Below are 24656 nucleotides of genomic sequence, written 5' to 3'. Positions count from 1 at the left end.
ATAAAGAAAAAAACCATACATGCAACATTTAAGTATAAAACTTTAAATTACTTTAATTTTCAGTTATAAAGCGTGATGTTGTCGTATCAAGTTCCACTGACAATTTCCTTATTTCTTCTATCATATTTTTAAGTTCTTCTATTGAAGCAAGCTGTTGCTGGGTTGCAGCTGATACCTCTTGTGCCGATGCAGCTGTCTGTTCTGTAACTGCTGAAATGCTTTCCACACTGTTGAAAATTCTATCTTTTTTGTATTCTATGCTTTCTAATATATCTAATGACTTTTTCAAATTTTCATAAAGTTCTGAGATTGCATCTCTCATCGCCTTATAAGAAACCTGTACATTTTCAAGGGCATTCTCCTGAAGTTTTATTAAACTTTCAACATCAGCAGCAACTTTATCAGAAAACTTTGCTTTTGACAGTATATTTTTTATAATATCTTCCACATCTTTTGTTGATTCTCGCGATTGCTGAGCAAGCTTTCTAATTTCAGCTGCAACAACAGAAAATCCTTTTCCTGCTTCGCCTGCCTTTGCTGCTTCAATCGCTGCGTTCAAGGCTAAAAGTTTTGTTTGCTCTGAAATGCTTGAAAGCAGGTTCATTATCTTTCCTATTTTTTCAGCCCATTCTATAAGCTCTCTAACATTGACAATCATACTCTTTGTAGTATCTTGGGATTTTCTTGCAACCTGATACAGCGTTTCAATTGCTGAAAATCCTTCATTAGTCTGAACTAATACATTTTCTGAAACTTTGTTCATATTCTTAAAATCATTTACCATACCGCTGATTTCATTTGAAAATTCTGACATCTGCTGAGAAATTGCTGTAGCTTCACCTGCTTGCTGCGATGCACCTTCAGCAATCTCCGAAACTGCTTTTGTAACCTCATGTGATGCAGCTGCAGTTTCAGCAGCAACACCTGCAATTACTGATATTGATTTATTAACCTTCTCTGAAAGCTCTTTAATTTTTATGATCAGTTCTTTTAGTTGCTGCACCATGCTGTTAAATCCCTCTGAAAGCATACCTATTTCATCATTGGTAGAAACTTTGGCTGTCATAGTTAAATCCCCGTTTGCCGCTCTGCTCATTGAATCAAGAAGGATTTTTACATTTTTGGTTATCCTGAGTGTTACAAAGAGCCCCAAAATTATTCCTAAGACACCAAATATTAAACTTACTAAAATTATAAAAATTTGCAATCTCACAATCTTTGAATTAATATCGCTGACAGGTACAAGTGAAACGTACAAATAACCACTATCAGGACTTTTTGAATAACTTACAAGCCATTTTCCTGCAAGGTTTAGCTCAAAATTGTCAATCTCTTTTTTGTCAGCTTTCTTAAGCAAATTTGCACTCAGAGTTTTTAAATTTTTCTTCAAATTATCGTTCATATTATTTGGAAAAATAACATTTGCATCCGGTGTGACAACAAAAGATGTACTGTTTTTGGTTACCTTTATGTTCGAAAGCATTTCATCAAAAATATCTTTTCCAATGTCAACAACTATTAATCCAACTTTGTTGCCACTTGAAGAATCATATAAAACTCTTACAACTGATGTAGCATAGTCTCTTATATCAGAACCAACTTCTTTTAAAATATCATTAAAATACTGGTTGTGATCAGAACACCGTATAAACCCCTGTTCATTTTCAAATGCTGCTTTTGCCCAGCTACTGTTCATAAGATTTTTGAAATTTATATTATCAAAACTCAATGTAGGATATCCTAATGATGATTCTTTATCAATTAAAATATAAACACCTGATAAAAACTTGTTTGCAGAAACAATGCTAAGCAACGCTCTTTGAGCATTCTTCTTCCAGTCCAATTTTTCATAATCATCTTTGCTTATCCTTTGCACATTCAAATACTTTTGTATAGTCTCATTTGTAGCAAGCTGAAAAGATAAATCTTTTGCGCGCTCAAGTATTTGGTCAAAGTATTTACCCGACTGAAAAGTAGAAGTTGAAATACTACTCTGAAGATTTTGTCTCAAAGTAGATGTAGATGATGTTACAGCAAAAATGTCTATCGCAAGAACCAAAATCAAAATCACAGAAAATATCAAAAGCGAAATTTTTCCCGGTAATGTTGAAAACAACTTTTTAAATTTTTTAATATCCAAAGACAACTTTCAACCCTCCTGAATACTCAATATCATGAAAATCAGGGCTATCTAAAAATGGGCATACATTCCATTTTAGACAGCCCTGCTGCACAATCTATTCCTTTACAGCACCAGCAGTAAGACCTGATACAATCCTTTGCTGGAATATAAACACCATAAGTACCAGTGGAATCATAACAACTATTGCAGCTGCTGAAATCTCATCCCATGGAATTGTATATCTTCCCTGGAACATAACAATCCCAACAGATACTGTTCTCCAGATATCGTCTGTGTTTATGACCAGGGCAAACAAGAACTCATTCCACGCAGATATAAATATCAATATCGCTGCAGTAAAAATCCCCGGTGCTATAAGCGGGGTTATTATTTTATAAAATATCTGGAATGTATTGCAGCCATCAATCTTTGCTGCCTCATCAATTTCATGAGATACACCTTGGTAAAATGTTGTCAGATACCAGATTGCAAGTGGCAGTGAAAATGTGGTGTATGGAATTAAAAGCCCAAAAAAGCTGTTTCTAAGCCCTAAGTTTTTTACCATAACGTAAATAGGAGATACAATTGTAATTTGTGGAAACATTGAGACAGCCAATGAAAGACTTAAAACAATGTTTTTTATCTTAGGTGAGATATTTGTCTTTGCAATTGCATATGCTGCAAAGCTGGCAATCACAATTGATATAATTGTTGTCTCAAGACCAATTACAAAACTGTTTAAAATGTATCTGGCAAATGGTCTTTCAGTAAACACCATCTTGTAGTTGCCAATATGAGGCTTTAGCGTTATCAGGGATGAAATATTGAATATTTCACTTTTTGGTCTTATAGAGGTAAGAAACAACCAATAAAACGGAAACAAAATTACAATCAAAGCCAGCACAATTATTATGTTCATAACAATCTTTGCAATCTTTTCGGCTGTCAGTTTCTTCTTGTTTTTCATTTTATCCTATCACCTCTTTTGATGTGAGAATACCTCAGCGCCAAGGATTTTTATATAGATAAAGCTTATAATTGTCACCATTATAAAAATCAAAACTGCCAAAGTCGAACCTCTTCCAAAGTCAAGCTGGTTAAATAGAGTTTTGTAAGTGTAGATAGAGACTGTCTCTGTTGAGTTTGCAGGACCGCCACCAGTCAAAACATAAATCAGGTCAAATACTCTAAATGCATCCAAGGTTCTAAAAAGCAGGGCAACAAGTATGGTTGGTTTTAACATCGGTAGTGTAATCCTGAAAAACTGATAAACTGCATTCGCACCATCAACTTTTGCAGCTTCATAAAGCGATTCTGGAATTGTTTGAAGCCCTGCAACAAGCAAAATTGCAATATACGGTGTTGTTTTCCAGATATCTGCTGTCATTGCCGCAATCATCGCGTTTGTAGTGCTCGATAAAAGATCTGCCGAGCTTTTGATAAGTCCAATGTCTGCAAAAAACTTTGCCAAGATGCCAACCTGACCGTCATACATAAACTTCCACATCAAAGCTGATATCACTGTTGGAATAGCCCATGGCAAAAGAACAATGCTTTTGAAAACATTTTTCAAGTTTGCTACTTTGTGCATAACAACTGCAAGCATCAGACCAAACACAAGTTCAAAAAATACTGTTATAACTGTGAACAAAAGTGTATTTTTTACGGCTGAGAAAAGCCTTGAATCTTTTAGATAGTAGCTATAGTTCTGAAGACCAACAAAGTTTGGTTTTACTATAACCTGGTCAAATGCTAAAAGCGCCTGTTTTAAATCATTCATCTCTTGCGTGTTTGGCAAAGAGTTTGTAAGGTCCATGATTTTCTTAAAATATGTATTATATTGATTTATCTCTTTAGCAGCCACTGGTAGATATTTTAGTTTGTTATCTACTGGGTGAAAGTTATTTAAAAGTTCATTTACCTTGTTGAGCCTGTCTATTCTGGTCTTTGTATTAAAAATGCTTTTCTCCATCATAGCCAAGAGATGTTTTATTCTTGAAATTGTCTTTTTTTGACTATCATTCAAAGCTTCCATATTTATACTATCAATTATTGAAGTAGCTGTAAAAAGAGTATTAGCATAGTTTTCTACATCTATCTTGTATGAAAGTGAAACCTCGCTTTTTGTTGGGTTATTTAGCTGAATGTCAAATAAGCTGAAGACGAAAACCTGCACAAGTGGAATCACCGCAACAAAGATGAATATTAAAACTGCAGGTAGTAAAAACAAATATCCAAACACTTTTTCCTTTCTGTCCATCTTTTCCCTCCCCTTTAAACTTGATTGGCAGGCTCAAGAAAATCTTGAACCTGCCAATGAAATAACTATTAGAATTACTTTGAAGTTTTTACAACTTCTTTTAATTTCTTGTCCATATCAGCAACAGCTGTTTTTACATCCTTCTTACCGTTTACAATATTTGAAAGTTCAATTTGCATAACATCTGAAATCTTTGGGTAAATTGGCGACACAGGTCTTGGAACAGCAGCTAATATAGCTTCAATAAATTTCTTATCACCTATTAGTGGGTTAGCTTTTATAACATCTTTATCATTGAAAAGCGGTTTGTAAACAGGAACATTTCCATTGTAAATAGCCATAAGTTTCTGTCCTTCTTTTTGTACAAGGAACTTTAAAAGTCTCCAGGAAGCTTCCGGATTTTTTGAGAATTTGTTTATACCTACCATCCATCCACCAAGACAAGCTGCAGACCCTTTTGAACCTTTTGGAAGAGGTAAAATTCCAACTTTTCCTCTCACTTTTGACTGTGGACTATTTACCATTGCCCACATGTAAGGCCAGTTTCTTGCAAAGACTGAAAGACCATTTATGAAAGCTGTATGTGTTTCAACTTCTGTGAATGTATTGATGTTTGGCGGAACAATCCCGGATGTTATAACTTTTCTCATCATGTTAAGTCCATCAATTGTTCCTTGATTGTTGACAACAATGTTTCCACTCTCATCAACAACCTTGCCACCATAAGATGCTATATATTCAATCGCATCACAAACAAGGCCTTCATATTGCTTTGCCTGCATTAAAAATCCGTACTTTGTTCCGTTTTTACCTTTATATTTCTTAGCAACTTTAATCAAATCATCCCATGTCTTTGGAAGTTCATTTTGAGGAACAATGTCTTTTCTGTAATAAAGAAGTCCTGCATCAATAAATCTTGGAAATGCCCACATCTGCCCTTTAAATCTTGCAGCATCAATTGTTCCTTTAATGTAGTCATTGAGATTAATCTTGTCGCGCTTTATGAATCTGTCAAGAGGAAGTGTGTAACCTGCTTGAGCAAACTCAGCTGGCCAGATAACGTCCATGTCAAACACATCAATGTCAGAACCACCAGCACTCAGAACTGTTACAAGCTGGTCGTGATTTTGGCCTGTGTCAGATGGATTTTCTTTGTAGATTACCTTGATGTCTGGGTTTTTCTTCATGAACTCTTTGATAATCTTTTCTGTTGCGTGTGTTTCGTCCTTGCCTCGAACATAGGTAATTGTGACCTGTTTTTTAGAAGCGGCATTAGAATTGGCAGGACCAAAGGCTAAAAACAAACCTACACTAAAAGCAATTAAAACCATCACAGCTATAAATCTTTTCATTACAAAAATACCTCCTTTTAATGAGTTTTATGATATAATATAAATTGGGAGTTGTATATTATCCCATATGATGGGATAATACCTCTTTTATGCCTGGTCTGATTCTAAATAGTTTTGTGCAGACCAGGCAATTATTTTTGCCTTCCATCGTAATCGTTTACGCTAAATAAAATATATTATATCTTGTTCAATTTGTCAATAGGTTTTTAAAAAAAGCTATTCATTTTGTGATATTTGCATTTTTGGTCGAATCTCTTGGAATTATTGAAGTGTCAAGGATATATTTGCCTTTTGAAACTTTTTCTCCTGTTAATTTTTTTATCAAAAGTTGTGCAGCCAGCTTCCCCATTTCATATCGGGGCTGATGAACTGTGGTGATTTTTGGTGTTACTATTGATGAAAGTTCAATATTATCAAATCCCATAATCCCAAGTTCATCGGGAATGGAAAAACCCAGATCTTTTGCTGCATCACATGCACCAATTGCCATTTCATCGTTTGAGCAAAATATTGCATCCGGACAAGGTTTTGCATTTAAGAGTTCTATTGCAAGCCTGTAGCCACTTTCGTACTTGAAATCACCATATTTTATGTATTTTTCATCTCTATCTAACCCTAAGTTCTCAAGTGCCATCCTATATCCTTTCAATCTGTCTTGAGATAGTATCGATCCAATTTTCCCTGTTATTTTAGCAATTCTTCGATATCCACATTTGTACAAAAACATGGTAGCATCATATGCAGCTTTGAAATTGTCAATACACACAGTCACAAGCTCGTCTGAAAAATAGTCAGAAATCACAACCATTGGAAACTGTCTGGACATTTCAATAACCTTTTGAGGCCCACTCAAACTTCCAACAATCAATATCCCATCTGCTATCTGCCCTTTCATCATCTTGTAGTACTCTTCTTCAATTTCCTGAGAGTCTGAAAAATCGCCAAGGATGATATTATAACCTTTTTCACGCGCCTCTGCTTCAATACCTTTTATTAGCTTATTAAAAAAGTAATTTTCTATATCTGGTATCATCACAAGAATATTTTTTGTTTGTTTGCTCCTTAGTTTCCTTGCACTCTGGTTTGGAATATATCCAAGTTGGTCTATGATTCTCAAAATTTCATTTCTTTTTTCCTCACTTACTCCTTTTTTTCCGCTCAGTGCTCTTGAAATTGTTGCTACAGAATAACCAGTCATCTTTGCTATATCTTTTATGGTATACTTCATCTTTCTCATCCTCTTCCATATAATTTTGTTTTTTAGTAATCGATTTCGCCTATAGACATGAATATAGCAGCTAATCTGGACAAAATCAATACATATTTTGTATGAAATGTGCTAAATTTTGTTGAACAATGATAACAAAAAGCTGTATCTAAATGTTTACTTAATTAATAAGATTTACAGTTTGCGAAATTAATGTATAATTATAATGATTTTAAGTGTTACAAAGAACAGTCTGTTTAGATTGATAAAAGATAAAGAAGTCCTTACAAAAATTTTTAACAAGCCAATCAAAAAGGAAGTATAATATAGAATGTAGAAATATTTCAGCATTAAAACTTTCAGGTTGGAGGTAATTTTTTCAAAATGAACAAGTATTTTTTTATAGGTATTGGCGGAATATCAATGAGCGCAATCGCTTTAATACTCAAAAACCAGGGTTTTTGTGTTGAAGGTTCTGACATTCAAGAAAGCGCTACTACAAAAATGCTAAGAGAAAATGGAATAAATGTATATATTGGTCATGATGAAAGTCATATACACGGCGATGAAACTGTGATATATACTGCAGCAATTTCAAAAGACAATCCCGAACTTTTAGCTGCAAAGAGGATGAATCTGAAAATCTATGAACGGGCAGAATTTTTAGGGCTTTTGATGAGAAATTTTAAAAATGTCATTGCAATCGCAGGTACACACGGAAAAACAACCACAACTTCTATGATTGGTTACATCCTAAAAAAAGCAAATTATAATCCTACAATTTTGGTAGGTGCATTTGTAAAACAACTCGGTGGAAATTTTGTGATTGGTTCAAAAGATTATCTGGTTGTTGAAGCATGTGAATATGTAGATAGCTTTTTAAAGTTCAAACCTACAATCGGAGTTATTTTAAACATTGATAATGATCATTTGGATTATTTCAAAGACATAGATTCAATAAAAGAGTCTTTTAGAAAGTTTGCAATGAAAATTCCAAGTTCAGGGTTTATAGTTGCAAACTGTGACGACAAAAATGTTAAAGATGTTATAAGTAAGCTTCACACACAAGTAGTTTGTATATCTACAAAAGAAAAAGCTGACATTTTTGCCGACAATATCAGTTACAATGACGGATATTATGAATTTGACGTTAAAAACAAAAACAATGAGATTTTAGCTCATATAAAACTCAATATTCCTGGTTTTCATAACGTCTATAATGCGCTCGCTGCATTTGCAGTTGCGTCAAAGTTGAGGATAGAAAGTTTCACAATTGAACAAACTCTCTCTGAATTTTGCGGTGCTTCCCGTCGGCTTGAAAAGGTAGGAGAGTTTAATGGTATATACCTCTATGATGACTATGCTCACCATCCAACCGAAATCAAGGCAACACTTGCTACCCTGAAAAAGATCTCTGAAGGAAAGGTTCTTGCCATATTCCAACCGCATACATTTTCAAGGCTTAAAACTCTTTTGAACGAATTTGCTGAGAGCCTGAAATTGGCTGACAAGGTTATTGTCACAGATGTATATGCCGCACGTGAAAAAAATGTTTTTGGAATTACATCTGAAAAGCTTTATTTGAAACTAAAAGAAATTGGAATTGACTGTGAGTATATAAGCAACTTTGAAGATATTGCCTGTTATGTAGTAAAAGAGGCTAAAAAAGGAGACATTATTGCAACTATTGGCGCAGGTGACGTAAACAAATGCATAGATATCATCCTCAAAAAAGCTCCTGTAAAATCATAAAAAATACTGCCTCATTTGGAATTTCACTTCTAAATGAGGCAGTTTAGTTTCTATTTTACTATTAAAAGTTTTTGCCCAGGGACAATTTCTTCTTTTTCTATTTGATTAAAATCAATAATTTTTTCTACTGTTGTTCTGTATTTTTTTGCAACTTTCCACAGAGTATCACCTTTCTGGACAGTATAAATGTACACGCTTGCAAGTCTCTCCTCTTCTTTTTTTATCTCTTCTACAAGCTCTAAATCAGACAAAATCTCTTTTGATAGCGCTCTTTTTATCCACACTTCAATTGCAAGATGAATCCGCAGTTCAATTTCAGATGTAGAAATTATAGAAAATGATATGTTTTCTATCTCAATATTTGCAAATGTTCTGTCGGTCTCTTCTACCCCTTCTAAATCTAATTTCAAATCAAAAGGAATTTGAGATGTCGTATTCTTTATAATGTCCTGCTGGTCTTTTGAAAGATAAATCAAAAAGATAACAGCAACACCTTTTACATTAACTTTATTCTTTTCTGGCTTTATAACATCCACCTCTATCCTGCCAGAGACTGAAAATACCTGTTCAGGTTCAATAGGTAGTGTAATTGTATCTTTTAAAAGATGCATATGCCGAGCTTTCCCAACAAATTGTTCTATGCTGAGAAGTTTTTTAGAATCTTTTATCTCATACGCTGTCGAATATGCATCCACAATGGGTTCAATGGTTTTTACAGCATGAAATGTTATCTCAGCTTCAATGGTTATATCATACTCTATCCTGCGAAGTTCGCCTATTTCATCAGTCTTAGGCAAAACTCTGAAGCTTTTGATATAAAATTTAACAACTGGTTCTACATCATCGGGACTGTCTGGAAGTTCAGAGTAGTGCTGAATTAATACCTCATGTTCAACCATCTCAATAGGATTTTGACCAATATCTGGTGAGTAGAGGGTTTTTAAGTCTACTTTTAAGTCAAAGGTCATCTTTTTCCTGTCAAACTTGATGTTCCTGTCTGAAAGCCTTGCAAAACATCGCAATATTTCTCTGATTGAAGGTTTACCTTGAGGTATCTCTAAAATCTCTCTTTTTGAAATCTCCTCTGTCATGGTACGAGGATTTGAAATTGAGATTTTTTCTTTTAAATACTTTATTGAATCTTCTTCAATGTCGGCAAGATACTCAACAGTAGCTGGGGCTTTTATCAAAACGGTAATCTCTGCAATTGCCTTGGCAGAAAGTTTGCGTGGACTCAAAAGAGAGCAAAAGGTATAAATGAGATCATCTTTGACCTCATACGCCATTGTAGGTCTTACTCCCAATATATCAAATGTCTTTGAAAACTCTGCTGAACTTGAAACAGAGACAACTTTCCTCTGCGGGTCAGATGAGAGATAAATCACTTTAAATTCTATTTCACCTTGAACAATTACCCTGTCATTTAAAATTTCAACATTGGTAATCAAAACCTCACTGTCAGTTTGAAGCACTTTTAAAGCATCTGGTTTCATCTCTGGAAGCAAAATTTCTCCTTCAACAATTACTTTTTGTGAATCTGTACCATAAACATTCATGTATTCAACCTTTTCAAATCTCTTTTCCAACTCTAAACTTGCCTCCATTTGTTGTTTTCAATCTTCTTACTATAAAATATATGCAGGGATGTCCCATGAATATGTAAAACAAAAAAGAGCTTACTCTAAAAAGTTTTAGAATAAGCTCTTTTTGAGTAGTTGACAAATCAGTATTTTTGATTATAATAAAAACGTACAGGAAAAGTTGATTAAACCATAGAGTTTACATAACGCTTACCTTTGTATTTGTCCTACAAAGTATAATTTCTACTGTATTTGTAATGAGATCTGAATATGTGTATGTCACACACCTGAACTGTTTGCATTCTCTGTCAACTGGAAACTTGACAACAAAGATGTTTGAATAAGTGTTCTCTAAAATACCTTCAACCTCAATCATCTTTTTGCGTCCTTTATTTGCACGAATTAAAACCTTTTCACCTTTTAGGGCTTCGATATCTTTTTTCAGCTGTTGAAGGTGAAGTTTATCAACCACCTTAACATCACTGCCCCTCTAAAAATATTTAGTTTTCAGACTGCATAAAAATTCTTATTTTATTACATTCAAAAACAATATTATTATATCACTATTCTTTTTTTTTGTAAATAGAGGGGGTAAATATTATAAAGGCTTTTTAAAAAGTTGTCAAGGACTTAATTTCAGAGTTTTTGTCGAAAATATCGATGTAAATACAACAAATTTATCTCTTTTTATTTCTTTTCTCATAAATAGAAGCATTTTTGATTTTTTAAGCAATATATTTTTAGTTTTATTAATTTTTATTAAGTAACTTTCCCATTGTCAAAACTCAAAATATGCCTTATAATAGATAAAGTGAAAAGGGAATATAGTAGCGGAGAGATGGCCGAGTGGTCGAAGGCGCACGACTGGAAATCGTGTGTACCCCCAAAAGGGGTACCGAGGGTTCAAATCCCTCTCTCTCCGCCATTTTTATTTTGCTGATTTTGTGGCCTATACTGCCGGAAGGTATCAGGTTTCCAGTTGATTTTTTTAACATTTTTCTAACATCAACTACTGGATGATTTGTCAAAAAAAGCAAAGGAGCGCTTTTCAAGCGCTCCTTTGCTGGGTAAGATTCAGCAGATAATCGCCAATTCCCTTAAATTGGACATCTTCCCCGACAAATATGCTGCCACATCTCCTTTTAATGCTCCTTCTGTAATGTAAACAACACCATCAGTGCAACCACCTGTAAAATACAAGTTTGCTTCTGCCGGTGTTCCGACATTTTTGCTGTTCGATGAAGAGAACCAGCGGTATTTTGAAAGTGCTGGCTCATTCATTCCGACGAGTAACCCAACTATCTGCCTTTCAAAGTTTCTGACTGGGATTGCATAGCCCTGGTAAGGTTTATAATCCCACTCCCCAATAGTTTTGTGCTTGAAAAATCCAGGAATACCTTCCAAACCGTAACCTTTTGCTTGCAGAGTTCTACAAATCTCAAACCTTTTTTCTTTTTCTAAAAAGAGTGTTTTGTAACCTTTTGCCCTGATAGCTACTTTGGACAAACTAGGTCTGAGCAGGTCTGCTTTGTGTTCTTCGTTTAACTGTAACAACTTCAAAAACTCTCTATAGACTTTGTCCCTTGTTTCTGGTGGTGCAATGTATTTTGGTTGCGTTTCTCCGCCTTGAAGTTTGTACTTTATATGGTGCAACCTTTGTGAACCGGATGCTATTTCCTGCACAAGTTCTCTGTAAGCTTCCCTGGTATCCTGATTTGTAAGGAGTGCATATAAGAGTTGCGGGAGTTAAAATAAAATTGTGTCCACTGTATAATTTGTATTGAAATAATCATCAAGGGGGCTACTTAAAATGAATAAAAACGAAATTTATTGAGCCTGCTAAAAATATGGCTCAAGAAGCAAGTATTAAATATGTATTGCTTCCTGTGATGGCTCTATCCGCAAAGCTTCTTTAGCAACTACAAGTAAAACTTGCTCGATTGTTTTATGTTATAGGAAAGATAAGTAACCCTTGCTAAAAATGACAATGACAAAGGCAATGGTTTTTATTGAAGTAAAACTTGCAACACCTGCCCTGTATCTTTAAATCTCTGTCCCTCGCACACGCCCTTAGAATTTCCCACCTTCTATCCTCTTCTTTCCGCTACAAAAGAGTTGATAGTTTGACTGCCTCCCTTCTTATGTCGCAAGTACGTCAATGGTTATTATTGAGCTTTCCCTTCTCAAGACTTTGAAAGCTTTGAATCTTCCATATTCCGAAAATGAAATACTAAAAATCAAAGAAGACCTTAAAAATGAGCTTAAGTTTCTAAAAAAGAGAACTACCAACAAGTGCTTTTGCTCTCCATCATCGACGGTTATTCAAAAACGAAGTTAAGGACAATTCTAAAAGCAAAACATGCTACTTGCAATGCCAGCCTCAGTATCGACTCAAGAAAGGCAAAAAAGATATCTTTGGTATTCTGCCCTTTCTTCGGCAAAGAAAATAAGGCTGATTGGATGAAAGTTTTTGACGATTTAATTACAAGAGGTCTTAAAGAAGTTTTAATTGTCATAAGTGATGACTTTCCTGGTATTATAGATGCTGTCAAACTTGCTTATCCTCTTGCTGACCTTTAGCTTGCTTTTGTTCACCTTGAGCGTAATGTCAGAAAACATATGACAAAAGATTTAGCTTTCAGCTTTTAACAAGAGTTTGGACAAAATCAAAATCTCTTCTTCTGATTTCGATGAAGCTGTATTGAAATTTAAAGAACTTTGCGATGGATACCTTTCAAAATATCCTCGATTTTATTGCTGCAATGTCAGAAAAAGCAGAGTTTTATTCTGTTCATATGAAATACCCTGAGGAATTAAGGAAGCATATTCTTTGCTACAGACGCCTCCTTGCGTGTAAACAGCATGATTGAAAAGACAAGAAATAAATTCAGGTGGATACTTTCAGGGCTTTCATAGTCTTAGAAATTAATATTTACTTAACAAGAAGAGAACTTACGCCGTACAAAATGGAAAAATGGAGCTTTTCAGTATTAGAAAATGCATCAATAACATAACCCAACTTTACAACTTACGTTATAAATTGGAAACACATAATTCTTGACAAGTCTCTGACTGATTGTCCGTTTATCTTAACAGAAGTTATCCTTGCAGCATACTTTGTAACGTCGTCTCTTGTGTAGTTGAAAGCCTTGTAATAGAGTTTATTCCTGTTTGTATACCAATAGTCTGTCATTTTACCTGTGATGTCAATGTACAGTACAGGGTCATAGTTAACAGCCGGGTCATATTTAAGTGTACCATCGCTATTCTTAACAAGGTAACTCTGGGATGTAACTTTATAGCTCATACTGTCAGTTGTAACCTGAGGTTTTGCTCTTGGTGGAATACCATCATATGTCCTGTAATGTATCCAGCCATCAGCTTCCTGCAGAACAAGAACTACCTGAGCACCTGCATATGGTGTTGCGTTCGAAATCATTGCATAATCTGCAAGCATGGACGCTGAGCTTATCTTTGAACCATATTGTGTTTGTGTTATGTTTATGGCATCTGCCAGAGTCTGTCCCTTCATATCTTTGAACCTAGAAAGTGCGCTCCAGACCTGCGTGATTGCGTTTGGACTGACATTAGAAGGGTTATATGAATCTGCCACTGCACAAATCTGTTTTGCTGTTGAGTTCTGCCATGGCTTGTACAAAATTTTTGTACTGGATGTTACAGGTACATAATCTCTATCAGGTGGGAAATCCTTATCAGACTGCACTGCGCCGGTCTGGGAAAATCCCCAGTATCTGAAGTATCCTCTAACTCCATTGCCAGGTGAAGAAAGATGATAGTACTCATCTGCACCGAGTGTGGCGTAGAAGTATCCATTAGACACCTGCTTGAATCCCGGTTGTGCTTTTGTGAAGTTGTCCGCCACATCTTCTGGAATACCGTATATCGCATAACCCCTGTCTATTGTTGCTTCTACGTTAAGGGGAATGATGTAGTATGTTTTATTGTCTTTTATTTCTATTCCATAACCGTACACACCTGACTGGCACTTTTGCTTGGCATATGAAGTAAGATTGTCTGCAGCTGAACTAGTTGATGGTATTTTGATTTCCTTAAAAACCCCATAACTTTCTGCGCACTTATCACGTGTTACACCTTTGTACTCACTGAAATTTGAACCACCTTCATAAACCTCATCTCTTTTGTCTGAAAAATTATCAGCCATTGTTTTAACTACTGGTGGGAAAACAGGGAACAAACTCAGTAAGATTGAAAACACCACAAGAAAAGAAAGAGCCTTTAACAGGCTCTTTTTACGTCTCTGCAATTAAATTCACCTCCCGTTTTATTTGATATTCGGGTCAGGTTTTGCATACAGAACTTTTGCTTTCTCAAAATAACCTTTGTATGTGGGGTTCGTTGTGCACCAGTAACCCACATTGTCTTCTCCATTGAGGTTGACATACCATATACATACATCACCGTACCACTTTACAATACCATCCGCCGGAAGTTTGGTTTTTGGGTTGGTATAATGCTTTGCGTCAGCTATTGCCTCTTTCTTGTATGCAAGAGGAACTAAAAGATAATTAAAGTCCATCTTGTAATACCATGGTTTACGATAAAACGGCTTATCTTCCCATGGAATAATGGAACTGTCAAAAACCCACGGCATAATAAATTCTAATCCAGCAAAGGAATATCTTACGAATGAATCCCCTATTAAAGGGTCTGAAACATTCTTTATAGCCTGTTTGATTCTTGCCAGCAACTTCATTTCGTCCATTCTGAAGGTTAATATTGGTTCACCAAATTTGGGAGTATCGCTACTTTCGAGTCTGTCGTACTCATTCTTGTTGTAAATACTCATCATTGGTCTGTAAATTCGTTTATATTCATCCCAGTAGTATTTGATTCCTGTTTTCATATCCACGTAGCTTCTCAGTTGCCATTTAAACTCGTCATATACTTCTCGTTTTGACTCATCGAACACTCTTGAAATCATTGCAACTGCTTCTGCTCTTGTGAGCATCTTTGCAGGATTAAATCTTATCTTTGACACGTACAGTGGTGACATTTCAGGAGTTATGATACCAAGGTCGGCAAGTCTTAGCATTGGCTCTCTGTATGCTTGCGGTATTTTTGTGTAATCATCTGCCATCTGTGCAAACCTCGTATGGTCAAGTGCAAACTTGCGTGGATGGTTCTTGATATATTCTTCAAGATACTTGTTTGCACGTGGGTCGTAAGCTATATTCCATTCTCTGCCACCAGAATCCTTAGTACGAATAAGAATAGGGTAATAAGACTTTGGGTCAAAAGACAATTGATAATAATAGCTTTTAAACTCCTTATCATACTTTATATATCCACCTTCAGTTTTAGGAGCAAATTTCAGCTTATCAGGACATTTCTTTGCAAAGTCCTGCAGGAACTTGGCATAATCATCTCTCATGACATAACCTTTTAGTACGTCCCAGACATACTTTGTCTTAACCCTTCCATCTGCATAGTAATAGTCAATTATGAGCAGGTCAGACCAGTACAGCACAAAGTCAAGGTCTGTCATATAGTCATACAAGTAACCTCTACCTCTCAGTGTTAAATCCCATGGTGTGAGTATTTCGGTTTTGACAGGTATATTCTTATCCTTAAGCTCTGGCACTGCATTGATGAGCTTCCACACAATGTAGCTTGCCTGTGCTCTTGTAAGTGGCTTGTCTTTTTTGACCTCACCCGGTATCAAGCCCATAGTCTGAGCTTTCCCCCAGTAGTCTGCTATACCATTGGGCTTTACATTCGCACCCAGCAAGAGCGATGTCACAAACTCACCTGCTGTGATGTAGTCTATTTTGTTTATTGCTGCCTGTACTTTCTGTGTGATTGTTCTTGCCTGTGCTACTGGGAAGGCAAGACTCAAAAGCAGGCTCAGGATGATTGCAAAGCTCAAAAGTTTTTTCATGACTATATCAGCTCCTTTTTGCTTAAGTTCTTTCTCATTATATTTATACCATGGTTTTGAAATTTACTGCACAGAAATTTTGTCTGCTAAAAAACAAAAAACCACGGCAAATTTACTTCCTAACTTTTGCCGTGGCTAACTTCTTTTTGATTTTACTTACCTTCGTTTTACTCACATAAAAACTTTGACACTCTTTATAAACACCTAAAAGATACATTTGTGGCAATTTGTTCTGTATATATTATACCACTATAGGTTGAAATTGCAATAACAAAAAATTTGACACTCTGTATAAACACCTACAAGCTACACTTTTGGTAAATGTTTTAAGTATATTATAGCAGGTTTTTGCTTGATTTGCAAAAGCTTAATATAGCAAAGCAATGAGTATTTGAACGACAAGCATTACAAGCATCAAGAAAAAGAGGATAACTTCTGGCAGGAGCAGTTTTAAAATTTGAAATTCTTCCCGAATACAAAGCCTTGATGGTCTTTTTGGCATTTTAAACACCTCGAAAAAACAAAAACCGCAGATTCTTCTGCGGTTTGGTTTTTATTTTTTACATTTTTGTAGACGCATTTTGAACATGGTTTTGCTAACTGTTTTTATTATATATCCAATTTTCAGATTTTGCAATAATTAAGCCGCTGGAGATTAACAAAAACCTAAAGAAGTTCCAAAAACTCTTCCAGACTTATTCCTGCTTGTTCCAGAATACTTTTCAATGTTCCTCTTGCAACTTCTTTATGCATTGGGATAATTACAATTCTTGTCGGATTTCCTTTTTTGAGCTTGAGATGACTACCCCTTTGTGATACTTCCTTGAACCCTGCTTTTTGAGTGCTCTTATTATTTCCTGTGGCTTTAGTATAGGATATTTTGATGACATTTATACTGCCACCTCTATGGTAGTTATCAGCGGTGGCATCTGTGGTCTTTGTATCTCTTCTCCTTCATAGTAAAGTTCAAGAGCTTCTTTTAAATTGGCTATTGCTTCTTCTATGGTTTTTCCCTGGGAAGCTACACTGTTTTCTATGCACTTAGCTATATACCAGTTGTCTTCTTTGCTTACTACTACTGTAAACAACATAACGAAATCACCTTTTTCGTTTAAAATTTTTGTTTACAACTTTTATCACAAACTAACGCAGAAGACTCCATCTTCTTTAAGATGGAGATGAATGCGCTGTTGGTAACAAGTGGGTTCTTAACTGTGGTATAGACTGTTGTACATGACAACTATTCCTTCGTTGCGGAGTATACGTTTGCACTCTTCTGGTTTGACGTATGTCTTCCCCACTATTTTCTCCAGCTGTGGCGAATACAAATACTTCTGGGATACCACACCTGTTGTTACAAACCTCTTGCCTGTTGGTTCGTGAACCCATACTTCACCTGCAATGGTCGGCATTTCTTTTCGCAGTGGGTTAAGAATCTTTGTACCGGGATACACCTTGAGTTTTCTTTGAATTTCCGGCGGCAATGGTGATATATCTGCAAAGGACGGTTCTTTCTGGTCTGTCCTTTTTCGTCTGTTCTTCGCCACAATCTTACCATCAACCTTGTACAGTCTGTCTCTTACAGCGTGTATTCTTGCCCTGTTGTGTCTTCTGAACTTTACCATGTTCAGTTCAATCATGTGTGTTCTGTCAGTTTCTGTACAGTTGCAAAAGACCGCTGCTGTTGCCAGAGCATCGTTTGCATGTCCTTTCTCAAGACCCAGCCTTTTTCTCATCTGTACCACATCAGATGCAGGTACAAACTTCAACCATGGTATTTCTCGCAAACGTCCTATTATTGCATTGACTGTACCCAGTGCACGCCACTGCTTGACACCATCTACCGGGATATACACCCTTCCAGCATGGACATCTTCATGACAGTCCCTGCAAAGGTATACCACGTTTTCCTGAACGTCTGTACCACCACATTTGCGCTGTATCAAATGGTGTTTCTGCAGATTGTCTTCTGTACCGCAGAGAATACACTTCTTCTCTGCTGGAACTCTGGGTGATTTTTGATACCCTGTACCATCTGTCTTACCCCACGTCATTGTTCTGACATCAAAGATGTTGTCTTCCATAACGAACACAAACTGCTCTACTGGGAATGGAAAAAACTTTAAGAGTTTTTTGTAAAGGTTAAGGTGGGTTTCTATGCCATGTCTAAGTGTTGCATTTGTTCTATCCTTTGTTCTTACATTTCTTGGTGCTTTGAATTTTGTCAGGACTCTACTCTGTCTTTTGGACATTCGTTTTTTCCTGCACCTTGAGTGGTACCTGCGGTTTCGTCTGTATCCCCTTCTTTTGGTCATCAAGTCCTTAATTTCAGGGATTCTTGTTTCTAAAACCCCTATACAGTAGACAATCAATACGCCCCAGCGAAGTTCGCATACTGCAAAGCCTATGTGGTGGTATCCCGGGTCAAGTACTACAAAGAGACGTCTTTCTATCGTTTTGGTGTAGTCAAACTCCCTGTCGAGGAACATCACAACCGGTGGTTTGCCAGAAGTTCCACCACCAATGATTTTTGCTCTACCCTGCTTTACCAGTTTTCTTACCATATCAAATCTTCTTGTTGGGTGTCCTGGTCTTCCATGTTTGTCAACGGTGAAGATTACCAATATTCTTCCCCTCCTTGTTCAGGAGCCCTGTGATCTGGGCACCCTGAAGGGTGGTAGGTCTCCCTGAGGCGTGCTGTAGCACCCTGTGTAAGGCTGCGGGATTGCACCGCTGTCTCCCGGAACTGGGAGTGTCGTCCCGGAACGTCAGGTTCCGCTACAGCATCACCCACATTCAACTACCTGCCAGCAGGCAGACCTGTCAGCAGTTCACCCCTGCTGACAAGCCCCCGCTCCTATGAGCGGTGGGTAGTTGACTATACCACTATGCAGCTATTTCTGAATAATTTGCAATAACAATTTCAGTCTTGCTTTTTAATAGTTCATCTACTATCTTTTCAAGTTTTTCAGCAACTTCGTCATCAAGGAATGACGCTCCACATTGATGGCATACAAGAGCGGGAACGTCCTTAATAATGATAGTTTGTTTTTCCGTGTCTACAATATGTTTGACTTTCCCTTCTATCATGCTTGCACCGCACAATGAACATTTCATTCTTTCTTCCTCCTTGTTTTGAAATCATCACACCACTCATCTTTTGAAGGATAATAAGTGGTTATAAGCCATAACCATCCTTCTCCAACAGCACAAACAACATGCAACACATTCCCCTTTTTGGTTCTGCCCAATATTAAGCAGCTCGGATAAGGATAATCTTTATCGTATTGTTCTATAATTTCGCCTTCCTGTATACATTCCAATACATCTGTTCTTGTTATATTTCTTTCTCTCATTCTTTGTATCATATGGTTTTGCCATTTTATTTTTCTTTCTTTAGCCAGTTTCCTTATCTCATCTATAACTATTTCCATTGTTGTAAGCTTTATCTCCTTTTTCTTTTTCTCATTAAAAACTTTTATCTGCAAACTACCAAAGAGAGGCTATCTAATAATGATTATACCATAAACCAGTGTATTTATGCTACAAAAAGCAAAAACCACAGCTTTTGCTGCGGTTTGATTTTTATTTTTACATTTTTGTAGACAGGTTTTGAATATGGTTTCCTCAACTGTTTTTATTATACATCCAAGTTTCAGTTTTTTTCAACACAATTTGAATGCAGATAGTGTCAAGAGTTTGTAGGGAAATTTTTAATTAAAACACGACTGCATTTAAGGAAATCTCCAGTACTTAGACCTTTCAGCACTCTAAACATCAAATCAACTTTTCCTCTTGCTAAAATTGGTACATTATTCCTTATCTTCTCTATATGTTTTTTTATCTTCTTGACATTTTTTCTCACAATTTCTTTTAATATTTTATCTTCTTTCTCTTTCTTTGTACAAATTTCTTTTAAATATACTTCTTTCAAGTTTACACCATTATACTTAAAATTTAATATCTTTACCATCACTTCTGCTCCTTGTTCGCTCCATCCTCTTAGTCCTGAACTCATCCTACTCTGATAATAGACGGCTTACATTTTCTTTTGCACTGTGTTTCTTTATATTAACATTTACTGCTTTTAATGCTATATTATCCCAAAATCGTAAGGGGTTAAAATAAAATTGTGCATGACATATACCTGATACATTATAGTGTTATAAGGGAAGTTGGCTCAACGGATAAAAATACCTGTGAAACTGTTAAAAATTCAGCCATAAAAAAAGTATTAGACCAACATTGTCATTAGCAAGATTTTTCTTGTCCAGCTTTGAAAAACTGTCGTTTTTCTTATCAAGTTAAAAGATTCACTTTCATCAATTTAGAGATTTTTCTTTTTCAAGACAATTGCAAAAATTTCACCATTATCAATAGTCTCTATATTAAAAAAATACTCCTTAGCAATCATTTTGATGAAATAAGTATTAGGAAGAAAATGATTATTCACGGGAGCAGGCAAACTTTTGTGAAGTTGATTAATAGCCTTTCTTGACTGTGAATGAGCAATTAAAAGAATTCCACCATTTTTAAGCATTTTATGCAGCTGTTTTAAAACCTTTTTCTTATCTTCAAAATGTGGAAATACCGAATAACAAATTATGTAATCAAAATAGTTTTTGAAAGTTAATAAATTTACATCTTCAACTATAAACTCAACATTTGGAAAATCATTAAATTTACTCTTAGCTATGTCTATCATCTTTTCTGAAAAATCTACACCAAAGACTTTACCTTCACTTCCAACCCTTTTTAACAAATGCTCTGTCAAAACACCTGTACCACAACCCACATCTAAAATATATGAACCTTTTTTAATTTTTAGAAGACCTAATAAAAACTCTATCTTGTCAATATCATGCTTTATAAGTACATCCCATTTATCTGCTAAACTGTTAAAATATTCTTTTGTATTCAAAATAGAAGACCTCCTACTGAGACTTTTAATCTTATTTAAATTTCTATCTATATATTTTCGCACATTTTTTAGCTGTAGTAAATATCTTTGTACTATGGGAAAAATTAGATTTATTTTTAATCTGACTTTTGCAGAAAGTTCAAATAAAATTTGTTTACAACTCATGATAAATATTGTAGACAGGTTGAGTTTTGGTTAAAAGCTATACTAAAGTTATTCTTAGTTTTTAAACAATTCCATTTATTTAAACTCTTTACATTAAGAAAATAAAATTTATTTAATTTGCCTTTGGCGTTTTTTATATAAGTATTTATAGCTATTTTATCCATTGAAAGGGGTTGATAACTATCATTATGCTTATCACCTCTTAAATACTTTAATCCTATTTATTTTGTTAAGAGGTTCTAATTTGTTGTGCAAACACAAGAAGCTTCTTTTACTGTCAGGTGCTATCTTTGCAATATTATCATCAATAATTGCTGCCAATCTCTACATGAGTAATAATCCTTCTACTCAAAACCCTCAACAAGCCTATAAAAAGCAAATTATTCCATGGAGCTACAAAAAACTTGGTATCACAAAAATATGGAAATTTACAAGAGGCAAAAATGTTAAAATTGCTATTCTGGATTCCGGTATTGACCTGAACCATCCTGATTTAAAACATGCAAATATCATCAAAACTATTAACTTTATAGAACCAAACAAACCCGCATCAGATGAAACAGGACATGGAACTTTTATCGCAGGTATAATCGCAGCTCAAAATAATAACTTTGGTATTGTCGGCATTGCACCTGATGCTGATGAAATTTTCATCTTAAAAATCTTAAATAAAAAACTTGAAGGAAAAAGTTGACCTCGTTTTACATGCTCATGACTTTTGTATTAAAAACAAGATTAACATTGTAAACATGAGTTTTTCTACCTCATCTGATAATCCAAAACTCAGAAAAGCTGTTTTAAAAGCAACAAAACATGGAATAATCATTGTTGCCTCGGCAAGAAATTCATTCGGTTCAAAAGCAGGCTTTCCAGCATCATACAATGAGGTTATATCTGTTGTTTCTGTCAACTGCAAAAATCAAATATCTCAGTTTTCTTCTCAAGGCAAAATTGATTTTTGCTCTTATGGTGAAAATATTTTGTCCACAGCTCCAAACAATAGCTACAAACTCTCAAGTGGAAACTCTGTGGCTGCTGCACACCTGACAGCAATTATCGCTCTCATCTTAAGCAAACCAGAAAAGTGGGGCTTGCCCCCTAAACACAGCATAAACAAAGATAAAATCTATAATGTATTGCTAAAACTTTCTGAAGACCTCGGTGAAAAAGGTAAAGATAATATATTTGGCTTTGGTCTTGTGAAATTCAAATTTTCTTATCAATTCTGTCAGCTTTGCAAAGCCAAGATATGATGTTTGGAAAGTAAAATAAAAGTCTATGATATTGACAAAAAAATTAAAGCAGCAGAAGCTGAGTATTAAGGATACAAGTATATTGCTACACTTGACAAAGATACAAATGAGATAAAATTAAAAGTCAAGCCAACTGCTGGTAAAAAGTTTGATAAAAGTTTGGACACATCAAGCCTAGAAGAAAGAAACTTTTCTGTAAAAGTAGAATACTTTGATGGTGAGAATTTAAAAGCAAAATTGATTGATGAAAAAACAAAAGAAGAGTATAATATTGGTGATTCTGATACTGTCTTGGCACAGTATGTTATAGCTCTGCCATGGGCATTAGGACTTCTTGAATCTCTTTTGTATGCCATTCTTGGTGTAGCCGGCATTATTGTAGTTGGTGGAGCAACTTATTACTTAGCTGAAACATTAGTTGATAAAATAAGAAACAGCTTATATGACTACTTTTTAGCTTATATTTCTGACGACAAAAAACTTTACGTTGGACCAGCAGTAGATTTTGGCACAGCTGAGGTTGTTGAATAAAAGAAATAACCATATAGAGTAAACATAGTAACAAAAGAAAAAAGCCCCTTGTGTTATAATTTTAATTTAAGAGAAAACCACAACAAAACACAAGGGGGAAAAAATGACTAAGAATATTAAAACACAAAATAAGAAATTTTTAAAGCTGCTTTTTGTAATAAAAAAGGTTACTGAAGTTTTATCGAGGAAGATAAAGCAAAATAGAAGGGGACGACCGGGGAAATTTAATCTGTTTCAGATAATAGCTTGTTTGGTTTATAAAGTTAAAAAGGGGATAAAAAGTTTCAGAAAGTTAGAATATCGAATAAATCAAGACACAGAGTTTAAGCAAGTAGTAGGTATAGAAGAAAGTCCGGACTATTCATATTTTGCAAAGTTGTCAAGAAAAATAGAAGAAGAATACATGCAAGATATAAGAGAGATACTAATAGCTGAAATAGAACCTGATATTAGTATAGCGATAGTAGATTCTACACCTTTGAGAAGTGCCAAAAATGATTCAGAAGCAAAAATAGGTATACATATTACAATAGGATTTTACAGGGGATACAAATTACATCTTTTGTGTACAGGTAAAGAAGAAGTAATACCACTTTTCTGGATTTTAACAGGGGCAAATGAGTAGACTTGCGACAAGAAGAGCTTTTGTATAGGGCATGGGGCTTTGTCTGTGAGATTGTATTAGCAGATGCGGGATACGATTGTAGCAGATGGTTTAATATAGCAAATAAGCTTAAAGTTAAATTTGTTGCTGGGATAAACAAAAGAAACATGAAAGATAAAAACAATGTTAGCAATAGTTTTAGAAGCAAGAACATAAGATTTTTAGAAACCCAAAGAGGGTAAAAAGCTATACAAACAGCGAACAAAGATTGAAAGACTATTTAGTAAATTAAAAGGTGAATATAATCTTGAGAATGTAAGGCTCAAGGGCTTTAGAAATTATAAAAGGTATATTGATTGGATACTAATTACTTTTCTATTTGAGCAACTTCTTAGAAAGTTAGAAGGTAAGAAGTTTTCTTTCGCTTATGAATGGAATCAATAATTTGTGTTTGTTTTATGTATTGTTGGTAATGTTTTCGTTTAACTACCTAATATTATAAATTTTAATATCCTCATCCATTTTTCAATCAAATCTTAAATAGAAATAATTTTATAATCTGTGCCGAATTTTAGATAAAAATTTCCGTAGTCTTTTTATATATTGACAACTCCTAACTTTTCAATTAACATGTTTGATATAAAATGCATTGCATAAATGCAACTATCAATTTTCATCGCAAATATACAATACAAATTTGAAAAATTGAATATTTGCAACAGGCCTTTTACCTATCAAGCAGGTGCTGCCATGCGGCGGCTTAATAGGGAAAGCGGTGAAAATCCGCTGCAGCCCCCGCTACTGTGAGCACTGACAAGCTCTCAATAAACTTTTGCCACTGGAAGGTGTAGTTCCTCTTTTGAAAGTGGAGCTTGCCTTCTGGGAAGGCCAAAGAGAGTTTTGGATGAGGTGCGAGCCAGGAGACCTGCCTGCTTGAGATGCCTTGTACTGTCTTCGGTGGGAAGTACAGTCAGGGTGGTAAAGACCGG

Annotated in this window: 19 protein-coding genes, 1 tRNA gene, 4 pseudogenes and 1 riboswitch; of the genes and pseudogenes, 7 read left to right on the top strand and 17 right to left on the bottom strand. The window is 35.2% G+C overall.

What is annotated here, in order from left to right:
- Positions 1-52: 52 nt before the first annotated feature.
- The 5 genes from CALKRO_RS01650 to CALKRO_RS01630 form a co-directional block, all read right to left on the bottom strand.
- On the bottom strand, positions 53-2146 hold the full coding sequence (locus tag CALKRO_RS01650) for a methyl-accepting chemotaxis protein (protein ID WP_013429386.1): 2094 nt from the start codon (positions 2144-2146) through the stop codon (positions 53-55).
- 91 nt (positions 2147-2237) lie between these two features.
- Entirely contained in the window at positions 2238-3089 is an 852-nt protein-coding gene (locus tag CALKRO_RS01645) for a carbohydrate ABC transporter permease (RefSeq protein WP_013429385.1), read from the bottom strand.
- Between the two features lie 9 nt (positions 3090-3098).
- On the bottom strand, positions 3099-4382 hold the full coding sequence (locus tag CALKRO_RS01640; RefSeq protein ID WP_013429384.1) for a carbohydrate ABC transporter permease: 1284 nt from the start codon (positions 4380-4382) through the stop codon (positions 3099-3101).
- 74 nt (positions 4383-4456) lie between these two features.
- Complete coding sequence (locus tag CALKRO_RS01635) at positions 4457-5734, bottom strand: ABC transporter substrate-binding protein (RefSeq protein WP_013429383.1); 1278 nt, start codon at positions 5732-5734, stop codon at positions 4457-4459.
- Positions 5735-5954: 220 nt separating this feature from the next.
- Positions 5955-6962: a LacI family DNA-binding transcriptional regulator gene (locus CALKRO_RS01630; RefSeq protein WP_013429382.1), complete on the bottom strand. Its 1008-nt coding sequence runs from the start codon at positions 6960-6962 to the stop codon at positions 5955-5957.
- Positions 6963-7325: 363 nt separating this feature from the next.
- Here CALKRO_RS01630 and murC point away from each other — a divergent pair, with 363 nt between their 5' ends.
- The gene (gene murC, locus CALKRO_RS01625) at positions 7326-8693 is read left to right on the top strand and encodes a UDP-N-acetylmuramate--L-alanine ligase (protein ID WP_013429381.1); all 1368 of its coding nucleotides are present in this window, start codon (positions 7326-7328) and stop codon (positions 8691-8693) included.
- Between the two features lie 50 nt (positions 8694-8743).
- Here murC and CALKRO_RS01620 read toward each other — a convergent pair whose 3' ends face one another.
- Together CALKRO_RS01620 and CALKRO_RS01615 are read right to left on the bottom strand one after the other, a co-directional pair.
- Positions 8744-10279 carry a DUF3794 and LysM peptidoglycan-binding domain-containing protein gene (locus CALKRO_RS01620; RefSeq protein WP_013429380.1) on the bottom strand — a complete coding sequence of 512 codons (1536 nt, stop codon included), beginning with the start codon at positions 10277-10279 and terminating at the stop codon, positions 8744-8746.
- 193 nt (positions 10280-10472) lie between these two features.
- Positions 10473-10745 carry a Veg family protein gene (locus tag CALKRO_RS01615; protein ID WP_013429379.1) on the bottom strand — a complete coding sequence of 91 codons (273 nt, stop codon included), beginning with the start codon at positions 10743-10745 and terminating at the stop codon, positions 10473-10475.
- A 360-nt stretch (positions 10746-11105) separates the two neighbouring features.
- Here CALKRO_RS01615 and CALKRO_RS01610 point away from each other — a divergent pair.
- A tRNA-Ser gene (locus CALKRO_RS01610) sits at positions 11106-11198 on the top strand.
- Between the two features lie 149 nt (positions 11199-11347).
- Here CALKRO_RS01610 and CALKRO_RS01605 read toward each other — a convergent pair.
- Positions 11348-11956: a hypothetical protein gene (locus tag CALKRO_RS01605; protein WP_237699112.1), complete on the bottom strand. Its 609-nt coding sequence runs from the start codon at positions 11954-11956 to the stop codon at positions 11348-11350.
- A 609-nt stretch (positions 11957-12565) separates the two neighbouring features.
- Here CALKRO_RS01605 and CALKRO_RS13205 point away from each other — a divergent pair.
- Positions 12566-12853 (top strand): transposase, encoded by a 288-nt coding sequence (locus CALKRO_RS13205; RefSeq protein WP_083789238.1) that lies wholly within the window; start codon positions 12566-12568, stop codon positions 12851-12853.
- 448 nt (positions 12854-13301) lie between these two features.
- On the opposite strand, the gene CALKRO_RS01595 is transcribed toward CALKRO_RS13205, so the two are convergent.
- From CALKRO_RS01595 to CALKRO_RS01555, 9 genes and pseudogenes are all read right to left on the bottom strand, one after another.
- On the bottom strand, positions 13302-14558 hold the full coding sequence (locus tag CALKRO_RS01595) for an Athe_2463 domain-containing protein (protein ID WP_013429378.1): 1257 nt from the start codon (positions 14556-14558) through the stop codon (positions 13302-13304).
- 18 nt (positions 14559-14576) lie between these two features.
- On the bottom strand, positions 14577-16193 hold the full coding sequence (locus CALKRO_RS01590; RefSeq protein WP_013429377.1) for a hypothetical protein: 1617 nt from the start codon (positions 16191-16193) through the stop codon (positions 14577-14579).
- Positions 16194-16859: 666 nt separating this feature from the next.
- Positions 16860-17083: pseudogene (locus CALKRO_RS01585) on the bottom strand (type II toxin-antitoxin system HicA family toxin).
- Entirely contained in the window at positions 17084-17284 is a 201-nt protein-coding gene (locus CALKRO_RS01580; protein WP_013429376.1) for a type II toxin-antitoxin system HicB family antitoxin, read from the bottom strand.
- A gap of 117 nt (positions 17285-17401) precedes the next feature.
- The gene (locus CALKRO_RS01575) at positions 17402-18817 is read right to left on the bottom strand and encodes an RRXRR domain-containing protein (RefSeq protein ID WP_013429375.1); all 1416 of its coding nucleotides are present in this window, start codon (positions 18815-18817) and stop codon (positions 17402-17404) included.
- 262 nt (positions 18818-19079) lie between these two features.
- Positions 19080-19310, bottom strand: coding sequence for a type II toxin-antitoxin system MqsA family antitoxin (locus CALKRO_RS01570; RefSeq protein WP_013429374.1), 231 nt, complete (start codon positions 19308-19310; stop codon positions 19080-19082).
- Positions 19307-19627, bottom strand: a complete 321-nt coding sequence (locus tag CALKRO_RS01565) for a DUF4258 domain-containing protein (protein ID WP_013429373.1) — start codon at positions 19625-19627, stop codon at positions 19307-19309. The genes CALKRO_RS01570 and CALKRO_RS01565 overlap by 4 nt, the downstream gene beginning before the upstream one ends.
- Before the next feature lie 283 nt (positions 19628-19910).
- Positions 19911-20299: pseudogene (locus CALKRO_RS01560) on the bottom strand (UPF0236 family transposase-like protein); the annotation flags it as partial.
- 221 nt (positions 20300-20520) lie between these two features.
- On the bottom strand, positions 20521-21114 hold the full coding sequence (locus CALKRO_RS01555) for a class I SAM-dependent methyltransferase (protein ID WP_013429371.1): 594 nt from the start codon (positions 21112-21114) through the stop codon (positions 20521-20523).
- Positions 21115-21526: 412 nt separating this feature from the next.
- On the opposite strand from CALKRO_RS01555, the gene CALKRO_RS13970 reads away from it, so the two are divergent.
- From CALKRO_RS13970 to CALKRO_RS01540, 4 genes and pseudogenes are all read left to right on the top strand, one after another.
- Entirely contained in the window at positions 21527-21973 is a 447-nt protein-coding gene (locus CALKRO_RS13970) for a S8 family serine peptidase (protein WP_272940827.1), read from the top strand.
- A 55-nt stretch (positions 21974-22028) separates the two neighbouring features.
- A complete protein-coding gene (locus CALKRO_RS13965) occupies positions 22029-22532 on the top strand; it encodes a S8 family serine peptidase (RefSeq protein WP_272940826.1) in 504 nt (167 codons plus the stop codon).
- Positions 22498-23051: pseudogene (locus CALKRO_RS01545) on the top strand (hypothetical protein); the annotation flags it as partial. The gene CALKRO_RS13965 and the pseudogene CALKRO_RS01545, both read left to right, overlap by 35 nt.
- A 115-nt stretch (positions 23052-23166) precedes the next feature.
- Positions 23167-24111: pseudogene (locus CALKRO_RS01540) on the top strand (transposase).
- 279 nt (positions 24112-24390) lie between these two features.
- A riboswitch (cobalamin riboswitch) is annotated at positions 24391-24614 on the top strand.
- Positions 24615-24656 lie beyond the last annotated feature (42 nt).

Source organism: Caldicellulosiruptor kronotskyensis 2002 (genome assembly GCF_000166775.1).
In the GTDB taxonomy this organism is placed as follows: domain Bacteria; phylum Bacillota; class Thermoanaerobacteria; order Caldicellulosiruptorales; family Caldicellulosiruptoraceae; genus Caldicellulosiruptor; species Caldicellulosiruptor kronotskyensis.
The sequence above is the reverse complement of the archived record's forward strand: the minus strand, read 5'-3'. Positions and strand labels throughout refer to the sequence as shown.

Coding starts and splice junctions, on each gene's coding strand:
- CALKRO_RS01640 (WP_013429384.1), bottom strand. CDS start 4,382: ATGGACAGAAAGGAAAAAGTGTTTGGATATTTGTTTTTACTACCTGCA.
- CALKRO_RS01580 (WP_013429376.1), bottom strand. CDS start 17,284: ATGTTGTTTACAGTAGTAGTAAGCAAAGAAGACAACTGGTATATAGCT.
- CALKRO_RS01635 (WP_013429383.1), bottom strand. CDS start 5,734: ATGAAAAGATTTATAGCTGTGATGGTTTTAATTGCTTTTAGTGTAGGT.
- CALKRO_RS01645 (WP_013429385.1), bottom strand. CDS start 3,089: ATGAAAAACAAGAAGAAACTGACAGCCGAAAAGATTGCAAAGATTGTT.
- murC (WP_013429381.1), top strand. CDS start 7,326: ATGAACAAGTATTTTTTTATAGGTATTGGCGGAATATCAATGAGCGCA.
- CALKRO_RS01565 (WP_013429373.1), bottom strand. CDS start 19,627: ATGGAAATAGTTATAGATGAGATAAGGAAACTGGCTAAAGAAAGAAAA.
- CALKRO_RS13965 (WP_272940826.1), top strand. CDS start 22,029: ATGAGTTTTTCTACCTCATCTGATAATCCAAAACTCAGAAAAGCTGTT.
- CALKRO_RS01590 (WP_013429377.1), bottom strand. CDS start 16,193: ATGAAAAAACTTTTGAGCTTTGCAATCATCCTGAGCCTGCTTTTGAGT.
- CALKRO_RS01570 (WP_013429374.1), bottom strand. CDS start 19,310: ATGAAATGTTCATTGTGCGGTGCAAGCATGATAGAAGGGAAAGTCAAA.
- CALKRO_RS01630 (WP_013429382.1), bottom strand. CDS start 6,962: ATGAAGTATACCATAAAAGATATAGCAAAGATGACTGGTTATTCTGTA.